Below are 17,947 nucleotides of genomic sequence, written 5' to 3'. Positions count from 1 at the left end.
TGCAATGGAATAATGTCTTGTTATGGAAACTTGATATTAGGAATTGCAATGAGCAACGTTCAACGTGCGGTATTAATCCGTGATTATGGTGGTTCGGAAATTACTGAAATTGCCACTATTGAGAAACCAATACCAGAATCTGGTCAGGTTCTGGTTCGGGTGCAGGCTGCTGGAATTAATGGGATTGATTGGAAGGTCCGTGAAGGGAATGTAAAAAGAGCTTTCCCACTTCCATTACCAATCATCTTAGGGGCCGAAATGGCGGGAGTCATCGAAGCTGTTGGCCCCAATACATCCCGCTTCCGTGTAGGTGACCGTGTTATGGGTGCTATGGGAAGACTGGGAGCATTTGCTGAATTTGTAGTCATTGGCGAATCCAGCCTTTCTCCTACACCTGAAGGTTTAAACGATGTACATGCTGCCGCTCTACCAGTAGCAGCAGTCGCAGCTTGGAACAGCCTACATTACGCAGGACCTCTTTACCCAGATCAAAAAATCCTTATTCACGGCGCTGCTGGTGGTTTGGGCTCTTATGCAGTTCAGTATGCGAAACAAGCAGGTGCCAAGGTTTTTGCTACTGCAGGTAAAGCTGATCTGGGTTTTGTGCAAAGTCTTGGTGCTGATGAAGTTATTAATTACCACACTCAACGTTTCGAAGACATTGTACAGGACATCGACTTAGTACTTGATTATGTCGGGGGAGAAGTTCTAGACCGCTCATGGCAAGTCTTGGCAACTGATGGAACAGTGATTAGCACTGCATCTCCCGACATTCTAGTCCGTATGCCTCCGAACCGTCGAGGGCTCTGGTTCATGAACCAACCTAATCCCGAACTGCTAGAAAAATTAGCTCTAGAGGTATCAAACGGCACACTTCAATTCAGGATTGGTGACGTAGTCAATTTTACTGATATTCCCAATGCAATTGAACGCAATCGTACCGTTTCAGGAACCGGTAAGGTCATTGCAGATTTTTCAATTTAAATAATTACGTATCAATTCTAGGAGATCAATATGAGTATTCTTGTTACAGGTGCTACAGGCACTATTGGTTCACTCATCATTCAAGGACTGGCAAATGCAGGTGCCGAAATTAAAGCACTTGTACGCAAAACGGGTAAGCGAAAACTTCCTGAGGGCGTGACTGAAGTAGTGGGAGACCTTACTGATGTCTCTTCCATGCGTACAGCACTGTCATCTGTACGTACCCTATTTTTGCTAAATGCAGTTACACCAGATGAGGTGACCCAAGCCCTAATTACATTAAACCTTGCACGTGAAGCTGGCATTGAACGCATCGTATACCTTTCGGTCATACATGCTGACAAGTTTACGAATGTTCCTCATTTTACAGGGAAGCATACGGTCGAACGTATGATTGAAAGTCATGACATCCCTGCCACTATTCTTCGTCCAGCTTACTTCATGCAAAATGATTTAATGGTTCAACAGACCGTTCAAAATTATTCAGTTTATCCAATGCCAATTGGTTCTGCTGGCGTTTCTATGATCGATGCACGAGATATTGCAGATGTGGCCGTCGCTGAATTACTAAGACGCGACCGATCCTCTTCTGTACTTGATCGTATTACACTCGAATTAGTAGGCCGTCAGCCACTTACGGGAGATTCGGTTGCACAAATTTGGAGTGAAGCTTTAGGTCAAAAAATCACTTATGGCGGGGATGATGTCGCTGCCTTTGAAGGGCAATTATCTTCATTTAGCCCTAGCTGGATGGCTTATGATATGCGTCTTATGATGGCTGGAATCCAAACATTTGGGATGCAAGCTGCTGCTGGCACAGTAGAAAATTTAGAGATGATGATAGGACATCCCCTACGTACCTATGAAGATTTAGTCCGTGAGTCTATTGCTTCTGTTTAAAAGAGCGATTGCTAGGACCACATAAGAATCGATCTGCTATATGAGTTTATAGAAAGCAATAAAAAAAGCCCTAAACCATTATAGTTTAGGGCTTTTTAAGTCATGTATAGCTATTCTAGGTTGTATGACTTTTTCTTATTAGAGCAAAGTTTTGAGGGTGTAACCTTTTTAGAAAGTACAAAGGTTACAAAATTCTGAGGTTACACCGCCCAATTAAGTTATAAATAGAAATTAGACTTAATCTATTTTCATAAAATATAAATCGGTGCCTTTTGCAATGACCTGCTCTTGAAACGGAACCATCACAATACAGTTCGCTTTAAAAAACGGTTCAATTCGATATGGCTGCTGTTGCTCAATAATTTCTAATAAATATTCACCATTTTCTTGAGCCTTATAATTTCCCCATAACAATTTTCTGTTTGTCGTATCAGGAACAATCTCTATGTCAGCTTTACCTTTAAAGTAAGCATGATCAAAAAAGTCTGAGATGTGCTTATTCAAAATATATTTCACAAAAGCATGCATCAGAATTGCAATATCTTGAATATCACCCGGTAAATTAATAATAGTCGCTTTATCTTCTGTAACAACTACTCGCATACCTTTATGATTACCGCTTTCATCATATATCTGCACTGTCTCACGACTAGGTGGAGTCCTATCTTTGCCTTTTAGAATTTTAATTTCATTCGCTGGTATACAACGTGTATTCAAGGCCGATGACATGCTGCTTTGATCAAAGATTGGAAGTTTTTCAAGCTGAAATAAAGAAGAACGGTTATTTTGATATGTGCAGCAAAGAATGACATCAAAATTCGAGGTTTGTTCTTCAAAGAACTTTATATAATCGTCCCTGCTTGTCGTTAATGAGTCATCTAAAGCTGGGTCATTATCTTTTTTAAGATTATTAAATGCTGCATCGAAACGTTCAGGTTTAAGTAATTTTATTTCTACGTGTTCATATCCCCATGTTTTCAAGACATCTTTAACATAGAGACTTTCCTCGCTCATTTCATCTTCATCAAAAGAATGCATACTTACAATGAGAATTTTTGGATTCTTATATATAGATAATTCTTTGACTCCTGCTCGTCTTAAGGCAATTAATTTTTCAGGAGTTATTTTCTCATCTTGTTTTAAAATCACTTCGCCTTGTTTAAATATACCGCCCTTCGGAATAACACCATGCATGGCTGGAATGGAGCCAGTAATTTTTTTAGCATCGGTATCAGAAATATCTAATCTTTCATCTTGTTTAGCAATGACTGCGTCTAAACACTCTGGTAATTTTGTATAGGCAGGAATTTCTAACAAACTTGGAGCTTTTAAATCTAATTTATACGGATTAATAGACCGATAAAGTTGTTGTCCCCAATAGTACCAATGAGTAATGAGTAATGGACTTTCTTTAGTTGCACTTTGAGTTATTTCTGAATTAATAGCCCATCCTGCATATCCTGATAAATTATGTAGAGGATAGTCCTGTAAAGCATACACATCACTTGCATTAACTTGATTTATTGCGTCATCTAGCTTTACAGTTTCTTTTAAATCGCCTTTTGGCAAATTTATATTGATGTGATAAAAAATGTCCGTTAAATGATTTGGTAAGTTATCTGGTACTGGAAGTTTTTTTTGCATAAATATAATTCCTGGAAGTACCTCAAATAGGAGGTACTTCGCTAATTTTAATTATTAATCAACATTAATAAAGAACTTATCACCGTCTAAAACGCGTTCAGCATTGAAGAAAGATCCTAAAAAACTACCTGCTCTACGGTTGTCAGAAGCATCAATTTTTTTCACCGAAGCCCCTGTACCACCTTGGTGGGTAGCTGCAAATGGAAATTCATCACAATCACAGTCAGTCGCGACTTCATCTGAATCGCCAGTAAAGAAGCATTTTGAACCAACAGTTGGACCATATTTAACTTTGCACATTTTCACAGATTCAGCTCGATTATCTTTACGAGTTTGAGCATCTCGTAAACGAGTTAAAGGACTTGCACTTGAACTAGGAAAAACTGAGTTAGGTGCTCCAGCTATAAACTTACCAGGTTGTCCAGCTGCAAATGCTTCTTTAATGTGCTTTGCAGATTCATCTACATCGGGATTAGTGACTTTAATTGTAGTAAGGACAGGTGGTACATCTGAATATACACATCCTTTCGTATTTGCCTTAGCTTTACCTATATCACAACGTACACCAGGACTATAAATACCTGGATCATAACTTGCAGCATCATTAAATGACGCGTTTGCTTTAACGACTTGAAAAGACACACTAGGAGATAATGATAACGGGTTTGAAGAAGCTAACTCTGTATTAGACGGCGTGAAAGTTGTTGTAGATTCTAAAGATAACCCATTTACTAAATTAATTGGATTGCCATAGACAGTCTTTGCTGTGCAGTTATAACAGTACAACTCAGGTCGTACTTTTAGAGAATCGCCAAGTTGCCCTATAATTTGTGTGCGCAGTTTATATTTAAAAGTCCAAGTTAATGCATTTTTTGGATTATCAGAATAAACATATGCAACCACTTTCGCAGTACCTACATTTAATCCTTTTGCATCAGTCAATGGAATTTCAAATGGTTCGGACTCTAAACAATGCGCCCCTCTGTTTATATAGCTATCTAGATCTTTTCCAACTTTTTTACAAATTGGTGATACATCCAAAGCACTAGCAGCATGGCTAGTTGTTACTATGAATACTGAAGCTAAAGCTATTATATATTTAGTTATATTTAACATGAAGTTTCCAATTTTATAAATTTAAAAAATCACTCTAATAAGCCATTTTGGCTTACCAAAATGAGGGCGCATAATATCACAATTAAAAAATAAGTAAATTTATTGATTAAAATTGATATGTTACATTTACCAATTGGTATTTTTAAAATTTTAGAGCAGAAAAAAACAAAACACTATTCACGTAATTATTATTCACAAACTTATCTAAACATCTTTTGTTTAAACTATTTTATTAAGCTTTATTTCAATGTATTCAAATAAAAATTATATCCAAACGCTTAGACATCATTGTTTTGAGCTGCTCCTATCTTGGTCTTCAAAAGAAATTTTTAATTATTTTTTGCTTAAGGATTAATCAGCTGTATGAATTTATGTAAAGCAATAAAAAAAGCCCTAAACCATTATAGTTTAGGGCTTTTTAAGTCATGTAAAGCTATTCGAGCTTATATGGCTTTAATATCTTGGTAGGATATCCAAATACCAAACAAATTAACAAGCTATTGATAATCAATTATTTAATAAAACAAGTTATATTGGTGATACAAGCCATGATACAAAAATACTCCTACTGTCTTTGCTAAGAATTTGTATCACCACCACTCTTCTCATTTTAATTTAAGAAACAGTTAAATTTTAGAAGTTACAAAGGTTACTTGGGTTACAGCCTTATGGAACAAGCCTTTCAGGGTGTAACCTTTTAGAAAAGTGGAAAGGTTACAGATTTCTGAGGTTACAACTTTACCTTTAACATTTTGAGTCAAGTACCTAATTAGTCTTGTAAAATAAAATTATTCTCTATGAAATAGCTATTAGAAAACCTTTCATACATTTATATAAAAGGATCAGGTAAATTCATCTTTTTTACATATAGGCAATCTCTTATAGGAATGCTTATATTCCCTCAAATGGAGTTAAAACTATAATCATAGAGGAAGTAAAAGATGCCTATTCATACGGAACATGATCCACGTCTGAAATCTACACTCAAAACCCGCCACATTAGCATGTTAGCCCTTGGTGGAGTAATTGGAGCTGGCTTGTTTGTCGGTTCTAGCTCAGTAATAGCTGCAGCAGGTCCGGCTGCCTTTATCTGCTACGCCATTACAGGAATCATGGTAGGTTTAATCATGAGAATGTTAGGAGAAATGGCGGCAGCTCGTCCTACCAATGGTTCATTTGTAGATTTTTCTAGATTAGCCTTTGGTAATCTCGCAGGCTTTTCAACTGGATGGCTTTATTGGTATTTCTGGGTAGTTGTCGTTGGTTTTGAGGCAGTTGTTGGTGGACAAATTATTAATCAGTGGTTACCAGATATTCCTGTTTGGATTATCTCACTTGGCTTACTAATTCTGATGACCTCTCTCAACTTATTATCAGTCAGTTCTTTTGGCGAAGCAGAATATTGGTTTGCTGGAATTAAAGTAGCAGCTATTGTTGTATTCTTGCTTATTGTCGGAGCATATGTATTTAAAGTATGGCCAAATTCAACAGCTTCTTTTGCTAATTTAACTCAGCATGGCGGTTTCTTGCCCCACGGCACATTAGCTCTATTCTCTGGTGTGGTTTCAGTAATCTTCTCAATGAGTGGAGTAGAGGTTGCTACTATCGCTGCTGCAGAATCAGATAATCCTTCACAAAACATCCGCCGTGCTGTAAACACTGTAATGGCACGTATTCTAGTATTTTTCGTTTTATCTACACTGTTCATTGTTGTTGCACAACCTTGGACTAATATAATTCCAGGCAAATCACCTTTCGTGGCAACACTTGAAAAAATTGGCATTCCTGGTGCAGGTACAATGCTAACAGTAGTAATTCTTGTTGCTGTTTTATCTGTACTTAATGCAGGTTTATATACTGCATCTCGTTTATTACATGTATTAAGTTCAAATAATGAAGCTCCAAGTTGGTTGGCTAGAAAAAATAAGCGTGGTGTACCAGTTTGGGGGGTACTCACCTCTACTTTAGTTGGATATGGATGTGTTGTAATTGCGGCATTATGGCCAGACACTGCATTCCAGTTTTTACTTGATTCCTCTGGTGCTCTATTCTTATTTATCTATTTAATGATTTGCTTATCACAGTTAAAGTTACGTAAAAAATGGGTACAGGAAGGAACTCTAACATTTAAGATGTGGTTGCATCCTTGGTTACCGTTATTTGTAACTCTATCCATCATCACTGTTTTAATTAGTATGGGGATCAATCCGGCTACACGACTTAGCTTATTACAATCATTAATTGCAATCTTTGTTATCGTAATTGCATACGGCGCTATGAAAATTTTTAGATCTAATAAGACACCACATGCTCCACAAGTTAACCCATTAAGACACAGTAAATAGCCATAATCATCTTCTATTTTTGATTTAACAAATCTCGGTATATCAATACCGAGATTTTTATATCCAAATCAATAATTAAAACAATAGTCAGATAGAAAAGCTGTAGGGTCCCATTATCTACTTCCCCTAAACTGAGCCATTCATATGTGCTTAAACAATCCCCTAAATCTGAATTCTGGAAGAGCTTTAGTTGTATATATTGTCAAAGTTATGACTGTAATCATAATCTGGGTTATCGGAAGTACTGTCTAATGGGCTTAAATTTGCCTAACCTCTAGAAGCGGGAATTATCAAAGCTTATTAAACACCTGCAATAAATGGCTGCATTAGTAAACTATCAATAGACTTTAGATTCTATGAGTGACAGCCTATATGCTGGTAAATGCTTCAGTAATCTGAATATTGGCGATGAAAGTATTCACGAATACTAAACCTCGAAATAGACACATTTTTGCTGGTTGAACGTCTAGTTAAGGACTTGAGCTACTTAAACAGCAATGCGGCCTTACCAAGGTAGCTTCGTATTGATAATAATCTTGAGTTGAACTCATCCAAATTGCTTTAGTTGTGCGAAGATAAAAAGAAATATTACATATAATCATGCAAGCTAAAAAAAATGCTTTTATTGAATAATTCCATGGTTCATTCAGGAAGGAGTTTTTCAATACTTATTTATTTGAAAACCTGACATAGGTTAGAGAAATAGTGTGGTTATAGGCGTTTGCATAATAAGCAATGACATATAAGAGTTAAGACAATTTACCCACTACGGTTTACGGGAACGAACTGGAAAGCTCTAGTTTAGAACTGTCTTAATAATGGAAAAGCGGTCAATCTTTATTTAATTTAATAAAAATGACTTAAACCTCAAAAGATTTAAGTCATTTAACTATCTTTTTTAATTATTCAAACTATAAGGTAGGCATTGAAAATTGAGCACCCTCTCGGATTTGTGCAGTTGGCCAACGCTGAGTGATAGTCTTACGGCGAGTGAAGAAGCGTACACCGTCTGGACCATACATAAATAAATCACCAAATAATGAACGCTTCCAGCCACCGAAACTTTGATAAGCTACTGGCACAGGCAGTGGAATATTAATACCAACCATACCAACTTGAATGTTATCTGCAAAATAACGAGCAGCTTCTCCATCTCTAGTATAAATACAGGTACCATTCCCATACTCATGTTCATTGATTAGTTCCATTGCTTCCTGCATGGTCTTAACACGCATAACCTGAAGTACAGGACCGAAAATCTCTGCCTGATAACTACTCATGTCTTTGGTAACCCCATCGATCAATGTAGCCCCGACATAAAAACCATTTTCATAATCTCCATGGACGAGATTTGAGCCATCTACACAAATAGTAGCTCCTTGCTGTTCTGCACTTTTGATATATCCAATAACTTTGGTTTTATGTTCTGCAGTGATTACAGGTCCAAAATCATTTTGTTTATCTGAATGAATACCTACTTTTAAATTCGCCATTGCATCTTTTAAAGCTGCAATCATTCTGTCAGCAATTTCATCACCAACAGCAACTGCAACTGATAGAGCCATACATCGCTCTCCAGAAGAACCAAAAGCAGCTCCTAATAAGGAATTAACTACATTGTCTAAATCTGCATCAGGTAGAACAATTGCGTGGTTCTTCGCACCGCCAAGAGCTTGGCAACGCTTACCATTGGCCGTAGCAGTTCTGTAGATATATTCAGCGATTGGAGTAGATCCCACAAAACTGACTGCTTGGATATCTTTATTAACCAAAATAGCATCTACAGCTTCTTTGCCACCATTTACTACGTTAAGTACACCATCAGGTAAACCAGCTTTTTTTAACAACTGAGCAATATATAAAGTGGCGCTAGGATCACGTTCAGATGGTTTTAGGACAAAAGTATTTCCACATACAATTGCCATTGGGAACATCCATAATGGAACCATTACAGGAAAGTTGAATGGTGTAATTCCAGCAACTACACCTAGTGGATGAAACTCACTCCAAGAATCAATATTAGGACCAACATTACGACTATGCTCGCCTTTCAATAACTCAGGTGCACCACATGCATATTCGACATTCTCAATACCACGCTGTAATTCCCCTGCTGCATCATGAATAATTTTCCCATGTTCTTCGCCAATTAAACGACAAATTTCAGTAGTATTTTGCTCTAATAACTCTTTAAATTTAAACATGATGCGAGCACGTTTTAGTGGAGGAGTTTTACTCCATGATGGAAACGCTGCTTTAGCTGAGGCGACTGCTTCATCAATTGTTTTAGCTCCACCTAAACTTACTTGCTTACTAATCTCACCTGTTGATGGATTGAATACCGATTGAGTATTGCTTTCATCTACAACTACTTTACCATTGATAAAATGTCCAACGATCTGGCTCATTTGATTCTCCTTAACTTTAGATATATTCCTTACTTTTCCTTAAGGAAATGATTGAATTAATAAATTGTGAATATCTTTCGAACTGTTTCAGTTACATCCCAACGACCTGTCCAGCCAACAGGCAGAATTATTAAATCGCCTTCACTTACAGAAATGGCTTCACCTGTCTTGTCATCAGTTAGAGTTGCTTTACCAGAAATGATGTAGCAAAACTCGGTATCCTTTCTGTCGATAACAGGCCATCCTCCTGGTTGACATTCCCAAATCCCTAAATTCCCTTGAGCATTAGGTGCAAGAGTTTGAACTCCTAATTGAGGGTTTCCACTATCAGCGCCAGCACGTAAACCTGCAGCAGGTAAATTACCGTTTTCAATTTCATCGCGCTTAACAATAGTCATAGTTGTCATATAGTTACTCCTTTAAAATTAATGAGCGCCAGTCAATGCTTCTAGTGCAGATGCAACTGTAGAAGGACGGTTAGTCATGTTTTCTTCTTTATCGGCAAACGCCGTTGCAGATAAACCAAAATTAATTCCCATCCATCGTAAAGGCTCAGGTTCCCATAAAGGAGAAGCATGATTTACGATTGGTAGCTTATTAATTGGTTCTTGAATATTTAGAATTAAATTTTTGAGAATTCGTCCCGAAAGGTTACTCATCGCGACACCATCACCTACATAATGACCACCCCAAGCAATGCCTGTATTCGGATCAAAACCTACAGATGGAGACCAATCACGGGCAACTCCAAGGGCTCCACCCCATCGATGAGTTATTTTTAAACCGCTTAACGTTGGGAAAAAATCATTAATAGTGCTACGGATGCTTTCATGAACGTTATCAACAAGATCAAATTCAGGTGAAATTGTTGAACCATAATGATAAGGAGCACCACGTCCACCAAAAATCAATCGTCCATCAGCAGCCATTTGTGCATATACACGTAAATGCCTCATATCATTAAAAGCTAACCTATGGTTTAACTTCAGGTCATTTCTTACAGATGCAGGAATTGGTTCTGTGGCCAGTACTAATGAATACAAAGGAATAATTGATCGTTTATATCCATCTAATTGGCATGAATAACTTTCTGTAGCTTTTACAATAATAGGTGCTTTAACTTTGCCTGTTAGAGTCGTAACTTGCCCAGAATTTATATGTGTTACGGCACTTTTCTCATAAATTTTGGCTCCTAATTTTTCTACAGTTTTAGCCAAACCTCTAACAAGCTTACCTGGATGAATTACAGCGCAATGTGGTGTATAAATTGCCCCTAATGCATTAGAAACATTGATCTTTGATTTAGTTGCTTTAGCATCAAGGAAATACCATTGGTCAGATAAACCAAAATCTTTCGAAGCGTTAACTGAAGATTTTGCACGCTGTAGTTGTGCCTGTGTTCGAGCTATTGATAAAAAGCCATCTTTAGAATAATTTGCATCAATATCTTCCAATTGAAGAACTTGACCAATTTCATCTACTGTCTCATTCATTACTTGCTGTAAAAACAGTGCACTTTGATGAGATGAATTTTTTGCTACTTTAGATAATGAAATTGGAAATATGGCAGAAGCCCAACCGCCATTACGACCTGATGCTCCAAATCCAGCATATTCACGCTCTAGAATCACAACTCTAAGAGAAGGTGATGTTTTAAGTAAGTAGTACGCAGTCCACAATCCTGTGTAACCAGCTCCGATAATGACTACATCAGCATCAATCTCAGTATTTAACGATGGTCTTTCATCAGTTTTTTCATACCAATATGGAATATTTGGTAATTTGATGAGCTCATCCCTAAGTGCTTCATTCATTTATTATTCCTCAAACATTTTTAGTATTGATTGAGGATGTTAAGCCCATGTTAAACACGATTCTATTGGTAAGATAAGCATAAAAACTGCTATCTTTTATACAAATGTATGATGAAAAAAGCAGGATGCTTATGATTACCGTTGATGAATTGGTGAAAAACAACAATTTAGGCCTAACTTTTAAATCTGGTAGATCAGGTGGCAAACATATAGTTAAATGGGCCCATGCTGTAGATTTACCAGATCCTTGGCATTGGATATCACCTGGTACCCTCGTAATGACTACTGGTGGCGGTTTACCAACAGAACCGATTGAACAGATAGAATGGTTACGTCAGCTTGCTGAAGCTCAAGCTAGTGCCCTTGTTATTGCCCCTAGAGATTTTGCACCTTCTATTACTCAAGAGATGCTAGATGAAGCAACTGATTTAGGATTTCCAATATTAGGGGCTAGTTTTGATTTAGAGTTTTTAAGATTAGCCCGTTTGGTAATTGAGAGCGTTTTGCAAGCTCAAAGAGACCGTTTTGACGCAGGAAATAAGCTATTTCAAGTCTATACTGATGCGTTATGGGAAAGTTCACAATTAGATGAACGATTACAGATTATCGGGCAAAAGTTATCTTTAAATTTACAAATCTTAGATAATGAAACACTCACTCCTATTTTTAATTTTAGTACTCCGGTACAAAAAGATAATGTTCCCTATAGTGTGAAAATACCGGGTAGAACCCAAACTACTCTAAATATTATTAATAAAGAGTCACGTTTTTTTGATGAGACATTTTTACCCCGCATATTAGCTGGCTTACTTAGTATTGAGCTAGAACGTGAAATGATAGACCGTGATGGAATTCGAGAAGAAGGTGAGGCTTTATTCGATGACTTGTTAAATGGGGAAATTGAATTTGGCGCTGCAAAAATTATGTTAGAAAGACGTGGCTTACTAGGTAAATTAGTCACTATAGCCATTGATCCCTCAAACAAAGGATCTCGTCAATACATAGATATTCACCACATACCTGAATTTTATAAAATTTATCCATTATTTTCTCTTGATGAAAATAGAATATTTGCGGTACTTCCTGACGATAGTAATTTATTAAATGCGCTTATTAATTATTTTGGAAAAGGAACAAAAATAGGTATAAGTAGTCCAATTACAGCAATGCTTGGTTTCAAAGAAAGTATTTTTCAGTCATGTTTAGCTTTAGGAAGAATCAAAGAAAGCCAAACCGACTTAATTCACTACAACCATCTAGATCTAGAACTAGCCTTAGGTCCTAAGACTGTTGCAGAAGCAAGAACTGTTGTTGGTCATTATTTTGGCCGTATTTTAGAATATGAACAAACTAACTCCCTACCATTGCTCAAAACTCTAGCTGTATTTTTAAAATATGATGGCAATTGGAAGGTCACCGCTTCAAAATTAGATATTCATAGGCAGACACTAGTCTATAGATTGAAAGTTATTGAAGAATTAACCGGTATAAAGCCCACAACAAGCTTAGGTATTACACGGTTTTGGATAGCTTTAGAAGCAGCAAAAACCATAGGATTGTTGCAGGATTCTTAATTAAAACCCTTATATTGAGATTGTTTTTTTATAAGATTATTCTCTCCACAGAGCGTAATCTTATTAACCAGTAAAGTAATGATTTCACATAAAAATTAATTTTTTGTTCTATGAACGCAACAATAAAGAGAACATTTTAATGTCTATATATCATGGTTTAGAACCACTTCCCCTCTCTAGGATTGTAAAACAAAATTATTCCCCTTCAACTCTAAACTTTTGTTTGACATAGTTTGACAAACTCAAGGTTTCAAAACTCACTCTAAGCCTTTCTATATCTAGCTTTCAGATAAATCAAAATATAAGCTCTGTCCAACAAAATTAGTTTTTGCTTTACGTAGCTTTACGAGATGAATAATTGAAAAATACTAAAATCCTTATGGTACATAGCTTACAGCGTATTTTATATAAATCGCCGTAAAGCAAAATTTACTTGGACCTACTTGGACAGATTTGGATAAACATAGTTCCTAGAAATCCACCGTATCCATTGATATACATAGCTTATAGATGATTTTAAATCAAAATTCAGAGCTGAGCCGTCCAAGTAATTACTTAGATGTACTTAGATAGAATTGAATAAAAATCATGTTTTTTATTGTACGTAGCTGTACGAAATGAAAATTATAAAAAGGCTGAAACCATTGCACTGCCTAGCATAGAAGCTATTTTCAAAAATATTGCTGTACAGCTAAATGTTCTTACTATTACTAGATAAATAATTGAATATAAAACTTTGACATGTAATTTAAATTTAGGTTGACATAGGTTGACGAAACTCAGTTTCTCAAAATCAATTAAAACCATATAAGGCATTAATATATAAATAATTTAAAGAAAATTTAATATGTTTTCAGGAGACATGCTGTCAACCTAAATTGCAATCCTCTCATATACGCAAAAAATAGAAGTTTCCTTGACGTACCTTGACGAAATTCAATTTTTTAAAAACTCACACAAATAACCGGTAACCATTGGTATATAAGGGATTTAAAAGCAAATCTAGTCAGCTTTTTGAGAGTGGTCTGTCAAGGTAAATTGCAAACACTTCGTATAAGTAAAAAGTAGAAGTTTCCTTGATGTCCCTTGATGAAATTTCAATTATCAAAAAGAGATGAGATATATTATTCGTGGGCTTTTGAAAGCAATTGATTAATCATTCTATAAGTTGGTCAGCAAGGAAATGAGAAGTGATTTCGAGTTAAAGTTGTCTCTTTTTGTTATACGTAGTCATACAAAATCAAAAAATGAATGGAAAAATTTAGTCAGCCTTTAATGAGGAATTTAAAGATATTTACTCTTACGTAGCCTTACGAAACAGTATTTGTCAAAATAGACGTAAAGCTTACTCTATATAAGTTAGAACCTATTTCAATACTATTCAAAGATATAGATCCGTAAGACTAATTTTTGCTAGACGTAGCTAGACGAAACTCTTTTTTGAGAAAACTTGAAGTAAGGGTTACGCTATAAAGATTTGAGAGCTATGTAAATTGTGTTTTAGATGACAATTGTCTGGCGAGATTCTATAATTTTTAATAAATTTATAGTTCAAAAACAAAACAACAAAGAATGTTAATTTTCAAAGAATTCATAAGGTTGGTGGATATATTGAGATGAGGTATTATTATAAAAGATATGTTGACATCCAAAATTTAATAAGAACAACTCAATGCAGATAGTTTTAGTATTTTACGATTTAAATCTCGAGGTTTGATATGACAAAAAATGATTTTTCTAAACTATGGGAACAGAATTTTAAAAGTGAATCACCACTAATATCCATATATAACATATATTTAAAATATATTGATAATGATGATCTAGCATACTTTTTTGCTGAAATCCACAATAGTGAGAAAGTAAATATCTTCAAAGAATTAGCAAATTTTGAGTCTTATGAAAATAAAATAGATACATATATATTATTTGATTTTATTAATAAATCTTCCAAGTACATTAAAAATTACTCTATTGCCGATCTAGTCTCAACCATTGAAAAATTAGTATTAAAAAATAATATTGAATACTCTCATCTTATAGGTATATATGAAAAAACAATTGGACAAGATTTGGAACAGGCGATTTTAGCTTTAGATTATATTCTAAAAATTAATATAGATATTTCTATCAATCTAATCACTCCTACTCTATATGCACTTTCTAGAAACAGTGAAGAAATTTGCTTAGATAGAATCATGAATTTATTAAAATCTGAAAAAAATCACATAGTGGCAAATACATTATTAGCCTTAGGAAATATTAAAAACATTCCTATCAATGGTGAAGTCTCAAAATTAATTATTGAAAAAAGTATTAGTAACTCTAATGAAAATATTCTTTGTGGTCTCACATATACATTACTTAAATTTTACATTAGGGAAAAAGATCTAAAGCCCCAAATTTTTAAAAAACTTAATGATGTAGTCAATCTAGATCCTTCAAATCAAATTGTTTTACATTCATTAGCCGTAGAGTTGCAAAGCAATGGAAAAGAATTTGATATTGAAATGATTCAATTTTTATTAGATAAATTAGAAAATGTCGAATTAGATTCAATCAATACATTACGAAAAATAGATCACATTTTATACAATATTTCTTCCCAACATTTTGAAATGGTAATAAAATTTCTAGAAAGAATTTTCATACAATCCGAGTATAAAATTTCCATTAAAAATTTTAATTTTTTCTTATCTTACTACTTGTTAAGTGAAGAAAATAAAGAAGATTTATCATTTTTAATTACCAGATGGTTTTTAAGTAAAGATGGTTTTTTATGTAGATCAGCAGGAAATCTTATTTTAGAAAAAGAAATAATTATTTATTTTGACTTAAATCAATTAGAAGAAAATCATGATAATGATCTTTACTATTTAGCGAGAAAAGCATGTGGCTGGTATTTTACAAATCCCATAACAGCAATTAGTTTAATTTTTTCTACATTAGAAACTTGTACAGATCAAGAAATAATAAAAAAGATTTTTAATTTAATTTTCAACCCCCTTCTTATAAGTTATTCAGGAAAAGTTCATGATTACATAATAGAACAAAGAAAAAAAGTAGATAAAAAAATTAAAAAACATATTGATGAATGTTTAAAACATTTAGATGAATATCATAAAAACCTTAATGAAGCTTATAAAATTAAGGAATTGAGGCCATCTCAATTAGAGAGCTATACTTATAGAAAATATCAACAAGACTTAATGCAAAAAAGATTTGAAGAACCAAATGAGAACTCTCTAATAGCAAGTTTTTCAACAAGTACACTATTATATGGTAATAGTTCAGCTTTCCTTGTACATACGCCACAAGGAAGTTTTCGTCAAACAGTCCAAATGCAAAAATTTAGTCATAGTATAGAATTTCCTTCAATGGAAATATTGGATCCTCTTACTCTTTATAACTTTTTAATACATTGCAGAGGTGAGGCATTAAAATGAAATTAATTATTAAAGAATACTTAGCCTCTTTAAAAGAAAGAAATGAACTAGATGCACTTTTACCAGACTTACTTTCACAGATGGGATTACAAGTTTTATCTGCACCAAGTATAGGAAATCGACAATATGGAGTTGATATTTCCGCATTTGGTTCAATAGAAGATGGTCCCCAAAAAATATACTTATTTTCTATCAAATCTGGTCATCTCGGAAGACAAGATTGGGATAGCGGTAATTCTCAAGATTTACGCCCGTCATTAAATGAAATTAGAGATGTGTATATTCCAACCCATATCCCAGTTGAGTTTAAAAATTTTCCAATCGAGATATGCCTCACATTTGGTGGCGATCTAAAACAAGAATTGGAACTAAACATTGCGCAATATGAAAAATTAAACTCAACAGATACAATTAGCTTCACTAGATGGGGCGGTGATCGTATTGCAGGTTATTTAGAAAAATATCTTTTTAATGAACAATTATTTTTAAATGAAGAGGTAAAATCTTTACTTAGAAAATCTCTAGCATTAGTCGATCAACCGGAGGTTTCTTTCGCAAATTTTAAAAGTTTATTATCTTTTATATTTACTGGACTAGAATCGAAAGATGTAAAAGAACATCTCACTTCTCTTAGACAATGTTATCTAGCTTTAGGTATCCTTAATTCATGGTGCAAAGGCGAAAACAATCTTGAATCAGCTTTCTTATCATCTGAAAGGTTAATTCTATTAAGTTGGACTATATTTAAATTACATGCGACATCAAAAAACCAAAATTCAAAAAAAATTAAAAATATTTTTAATTCAATATTAATGCTTTATTTCTCTATTAATCAAAACTATCTTGATAAAATATTGAAGCATTGCGATAAATTACATGCATTATCTGCTGCGGTACATCCTAACTCTGAGGTAGACGTAAATTTAAAACTATTTGATATTTTAGGTAAAACAGCATTATTTGGTTTATGGTCAAATTGGTTTTATAGTCGTTTATACTCTTACAAACAGGAAGAGGTTTTTCAAGAAAAAGCTTTAGAGCAATATGAAGAATTATCAAAATCGATCAAGCAATTAATTTTAAATAATCCTATTTTATTTCAACCATACAAAGATGAGCAAGCTATAGAAATTTCCCTTGCTATTTTATTCCTTTTAGAAAATGAACAGAATGATAAAGATATAAATAGCTGGTTAACAGATATGACTCATATTATCTATGAATCATTTAGATCAAATAGAAGATATCCTTCTACTCTTAATGAATATCTTAGCCTTATTCAACATCCAAGTAGTAGCTCTGAAACGTATAGAAAGTCTGTAACGAAAGGTTCAATTCTTTATCCATTATTAGCTTTTTTTTCTTATTACTTTCAAAACACAGAATCATTAAACATCTTAAAAAGTATAGTAAAAGAGTATATTTCTGAATGTACAATGCAGATATGGAATCCAGACGAATACTCAGAAGAACATTTCTATAAAAATACTGATATTCATGGTACTGCTTTAACTGGTATTTCCTTTGAAGAATTAGATACCGCATTCAAACAAATCAAAAGTGAATGTAAAGAAAATCAGAAAATAAATGACTTGTCAGCTATAAAGTATGAGTTTTCTCCTTTAATTCTCACAGCATGCAGGCACTATAGACTTCCTGTTCCTTTTCATTATTTTTTGAGCATGCTTTCAATTCCACTTGATAATTAACTCATTT

Annotated in this window: 11 protein-coding genes; 6 read left to right on the top strand and 5 right to left on the bottom strand. The window is 34.4% G+C overall.

What is annotated here, in order from left to right; all coding sequences use genetic code 11:
• Nucleotides 1–48: 48 nt before the first annotated feature.
• Both ACLBWE_RS06005 and ACLBWE_RS06000 read left to right on the top strand, forming a co-directional pair.
• Nucleotides 49–984, top strand: coding sequence for an NADP-dependent oxidoreductase (locus tag ACLBWE_RS06005; protein WP_035357337.1), 936 nt, complete (start codon nt 49–51; stop codon nt 982–984).
• A 30-nt stretch (nt 985–1,014) separates the two neighbouring features.
• Complete coding sequence (locus ACLBWE_RS06000; protein ID WP_447601729.1) at nt 1,015–1,884, top strand: NmrA/HSCARG family protein; 870 nt, start codon at nt 1,015–1,017, stop codon at nt 1,882–1,884.
• Between the two features lie 237 nt (nt 1,885–2,121).
• On the opposite strand, the gene ACLBWE_RS05995 is transcribed toward ACLBWE_RS06000, so the two are convergent.
• On the bottom strand, nt 2,122–3,528 hold the full coding sequence (locus ACLBWE_RS05995) for a molybdenum cofactor biosysnthesis protein MoeA (protein ID WP_447601727.1): 1,407 nt from the start codon (nt 3,526–3,528) through the stop codon (nt 2,122–2,124).
• Between the two features lie 54 nt (nt 3,529–3,582).
• Nucleotides 3,583–4,644 carry a NucA/NucB deoxyribonuclease domain-containing protein gene (locus tag ACLBWE_RS05990; RefSeq protein WP_003650526.1) on the bottom strand — a complete coding sequence of 354 codons (1,062 nt, stop codon included), beginning with the start codon at nt 4,642–4,644 and terminating at the stop codon, nt 3,583–3,585.
• Nucleotides 4,645–5,585: 941 nt separating this feature from the next.
• Here ACLBWE_RS05990 and ACLBWE_RS05985 point away from each other — a divergent pair.
• The gene (locus ACLBWE_RS05985; RefSeq protein ID WP_447601724.1) at nt 5,586–6,989 is read left to right on the top strand and encodes an amino acid permease; all 1,404 of its coding nucleotides are present in this window, start codon (nt 5,586–5,588) and stop codon (nt 6,987–6,989) included.
• Nucleotides 6,990–7,900: 911 nt separating this feature from the next.
• Here ACLBWE_RS05985 and ACLBWE_RS05980 read toward each other — a convergent pair.
• Genes ACLBWE_RS05980 through ACLBWE_RS05970 form a run of 3 tightly spaced genes read right to left on the bottom strand, consistent with a single transcriptional unit; the run spans nt 7,901 to nt 11,211 of the window.
• Nucleotides 7,901–9,397 (bottom strand): CoA-acylating methylmalonate-semialdehyde dehydrogenase, encoded by a 1,497-nt coding sequence (locus tag ACLBWE_RS05980; RefSeq protein WP_447601722.1) that lies wholly within the window; start codon nt 9,395–9,397, stop codon nt 7,901–7,903.
• Nucleotides 9,398–9,453: 56 nt separating this feature from the next.
• Nucleotides 9,454–9,804, bottom strand: a complete 351-nt coding sequence (locus ACLBWE_RS05975) for a cupin domain-containing protein (protein ID WP_000210402.1) — start codon at nt 9,802–9,804, stop codon at nt 9,454–9,456.
• 18 nt (nt 9,805–9,822) lie between these two features.
• Nucleotides 9,823–11,211 carry an NAD(P)/FAD-dependent oxidoreductase gene (locus ACLBWE_RS05970; RefSeq protein ID WP_447601719.1) on the bottom strand — a complete coding sequence of 463 codons (1,389 nt, stop codon included), beginning with the start codon at nt 11,209–11,211 and terminating at the stop codon, nt 9,823–9,825.
• 131 nt (nt 11,212–11,342) lie between these two features.
• Between ACLBWE_RS05970 and ACLBWE_RS05965 the strand changes: the two genes are divergently transcribed.
• The 3 genes from ACLBWE_RS05965 to ACLBWE_RS05955 all read left to right on the top strand — a co-directional run bounded on the left by ACLBWE_RS05965 (nt 11,343) and on the right by ACLBWE_RS05955 (nt 17,940).
• The gene (locus ACLBWE_RS05965; RefSeq protein ID WP_447601717.1) at nt 11,343–12,785 is read left to right on the top strand and encodes a PucR family transcriptional regulator; all 1,443 of its coding nucleotides are present in this window, start codon (nt 11,343–11,345) and stop codon (nt 12,783–12,785) included.
• A gap of 1,718 nt (nt 12,786–14,503) precedes the next feature.
• Entirely contained in the window at nt 14,504–16,231 is a 1,728-nt protein-coding gene (locus ACLBWE_RS05960; protein ID WP_447601715.1) for a hypothetical protein, read from the top strand.
• On the top strand, nt 16,228–17,940 hold the full coding sequence (locus ACLBWE_RS05955; RefSeq protein ID WP_447601713.1) for a hypothetical protein: 1,713 nt from the start codon (nt 16,228–16,230) through the stop codon (nt 17,938–17,940). Before ACLBWE_RS05960 ends, ACLBWE_RS05955 begins: the two co-directional genes overlap by 4 nt.
• The last annotated feature ends 7 nt before the right edge of the window (nt 17,941–17,947 follow it).

Source organism: Acinetobacter sp. M5A5_2a, from assembly GCF_053345265.1.
Note: the sequence above shows the minus strand (reverse complement) of the source record. Positions and strands in the feature narration are given on the sequence as shown.

Bases quoted from the DNA above. Each gene is read 5' to 3' on its own strand.
- ACLBWE_RS06005 (WP_035357337.1), top strand. From the start codon at position 49: ATGAGCAACGTTCAACGTGCGGTATTAATCCGTGATTATGGTGGTTCG.
- ACLBWE_RS06000 (WP_447601729.1), top strand. From the start codon at position 1,015: ATGAGTATTCTTGTTACAGGTGCTACAGGCACTATTGGTTCACTCATC.
- ACLBWE_RS05995 (WP_447601727.1), bottom strand. From the start codon at position 3,528: ATGCAAAAAAAACTTCCAGTACCAGATAACTTACCAAATCATTTAACG.
- ACLBWE_RS05990 (WP_003650526.1), bottom strand. From the start codon at position 4,644: ATGTTAAATATAACTAAATATATAATAGCTTTAGCTTCAGTATTCATA.
- ACLBWE_RS05985 (WP_447601724.1), top strand. From the start codon at position 5,586: ATGCCTATTCATACGGAACATGATCCACGTCTGAAATCTACACTCAAA.
- ACLBWE_RS05980 (WP_447601722.1), bottom strand. From the start codon at position 9,397: ATGAGCCAGATCGTTGGACATTTTATCAATGGTAAAGTAGTTGTAGAT.
- ACLBWE_RS05975 (WP_000210402.1), bottom strand. From the start codon at position 9,804: ATGACAACTATGACTATTGTTAAGCGCGATGAAATTGAAAACGGTAAT.
- ACLBWE_RS05970 (WP_447601719.1), bottom strand. From the start codon at position 11,211: ATGAATGAAGCACTTAGGGATGAGCTCATCAAATTACCAAATATTCCA.
- ACLBWE_RS05965 (WP_447601717.1), top strand. From the start codon at position 11,343: ATGATTACCGTTGATGAATTGGTGAAAAACAACAATTTAGGCCTAACT.
- ACLBWE_RS05960 (WP_447601715.1), top strand. From the start codon at position 14,504: ATGACAAAAAATGATTTTTCTAAACTATGGGAACAGAATTTTAAAAGT.
- ACLBWE_RS05955 (WP_447601713.1), top strand. From the start codon at position 16,228: ATGAAATTAATTATTAAAGAATACTTAGCCTCTTTAAAAGAAAGAAAT.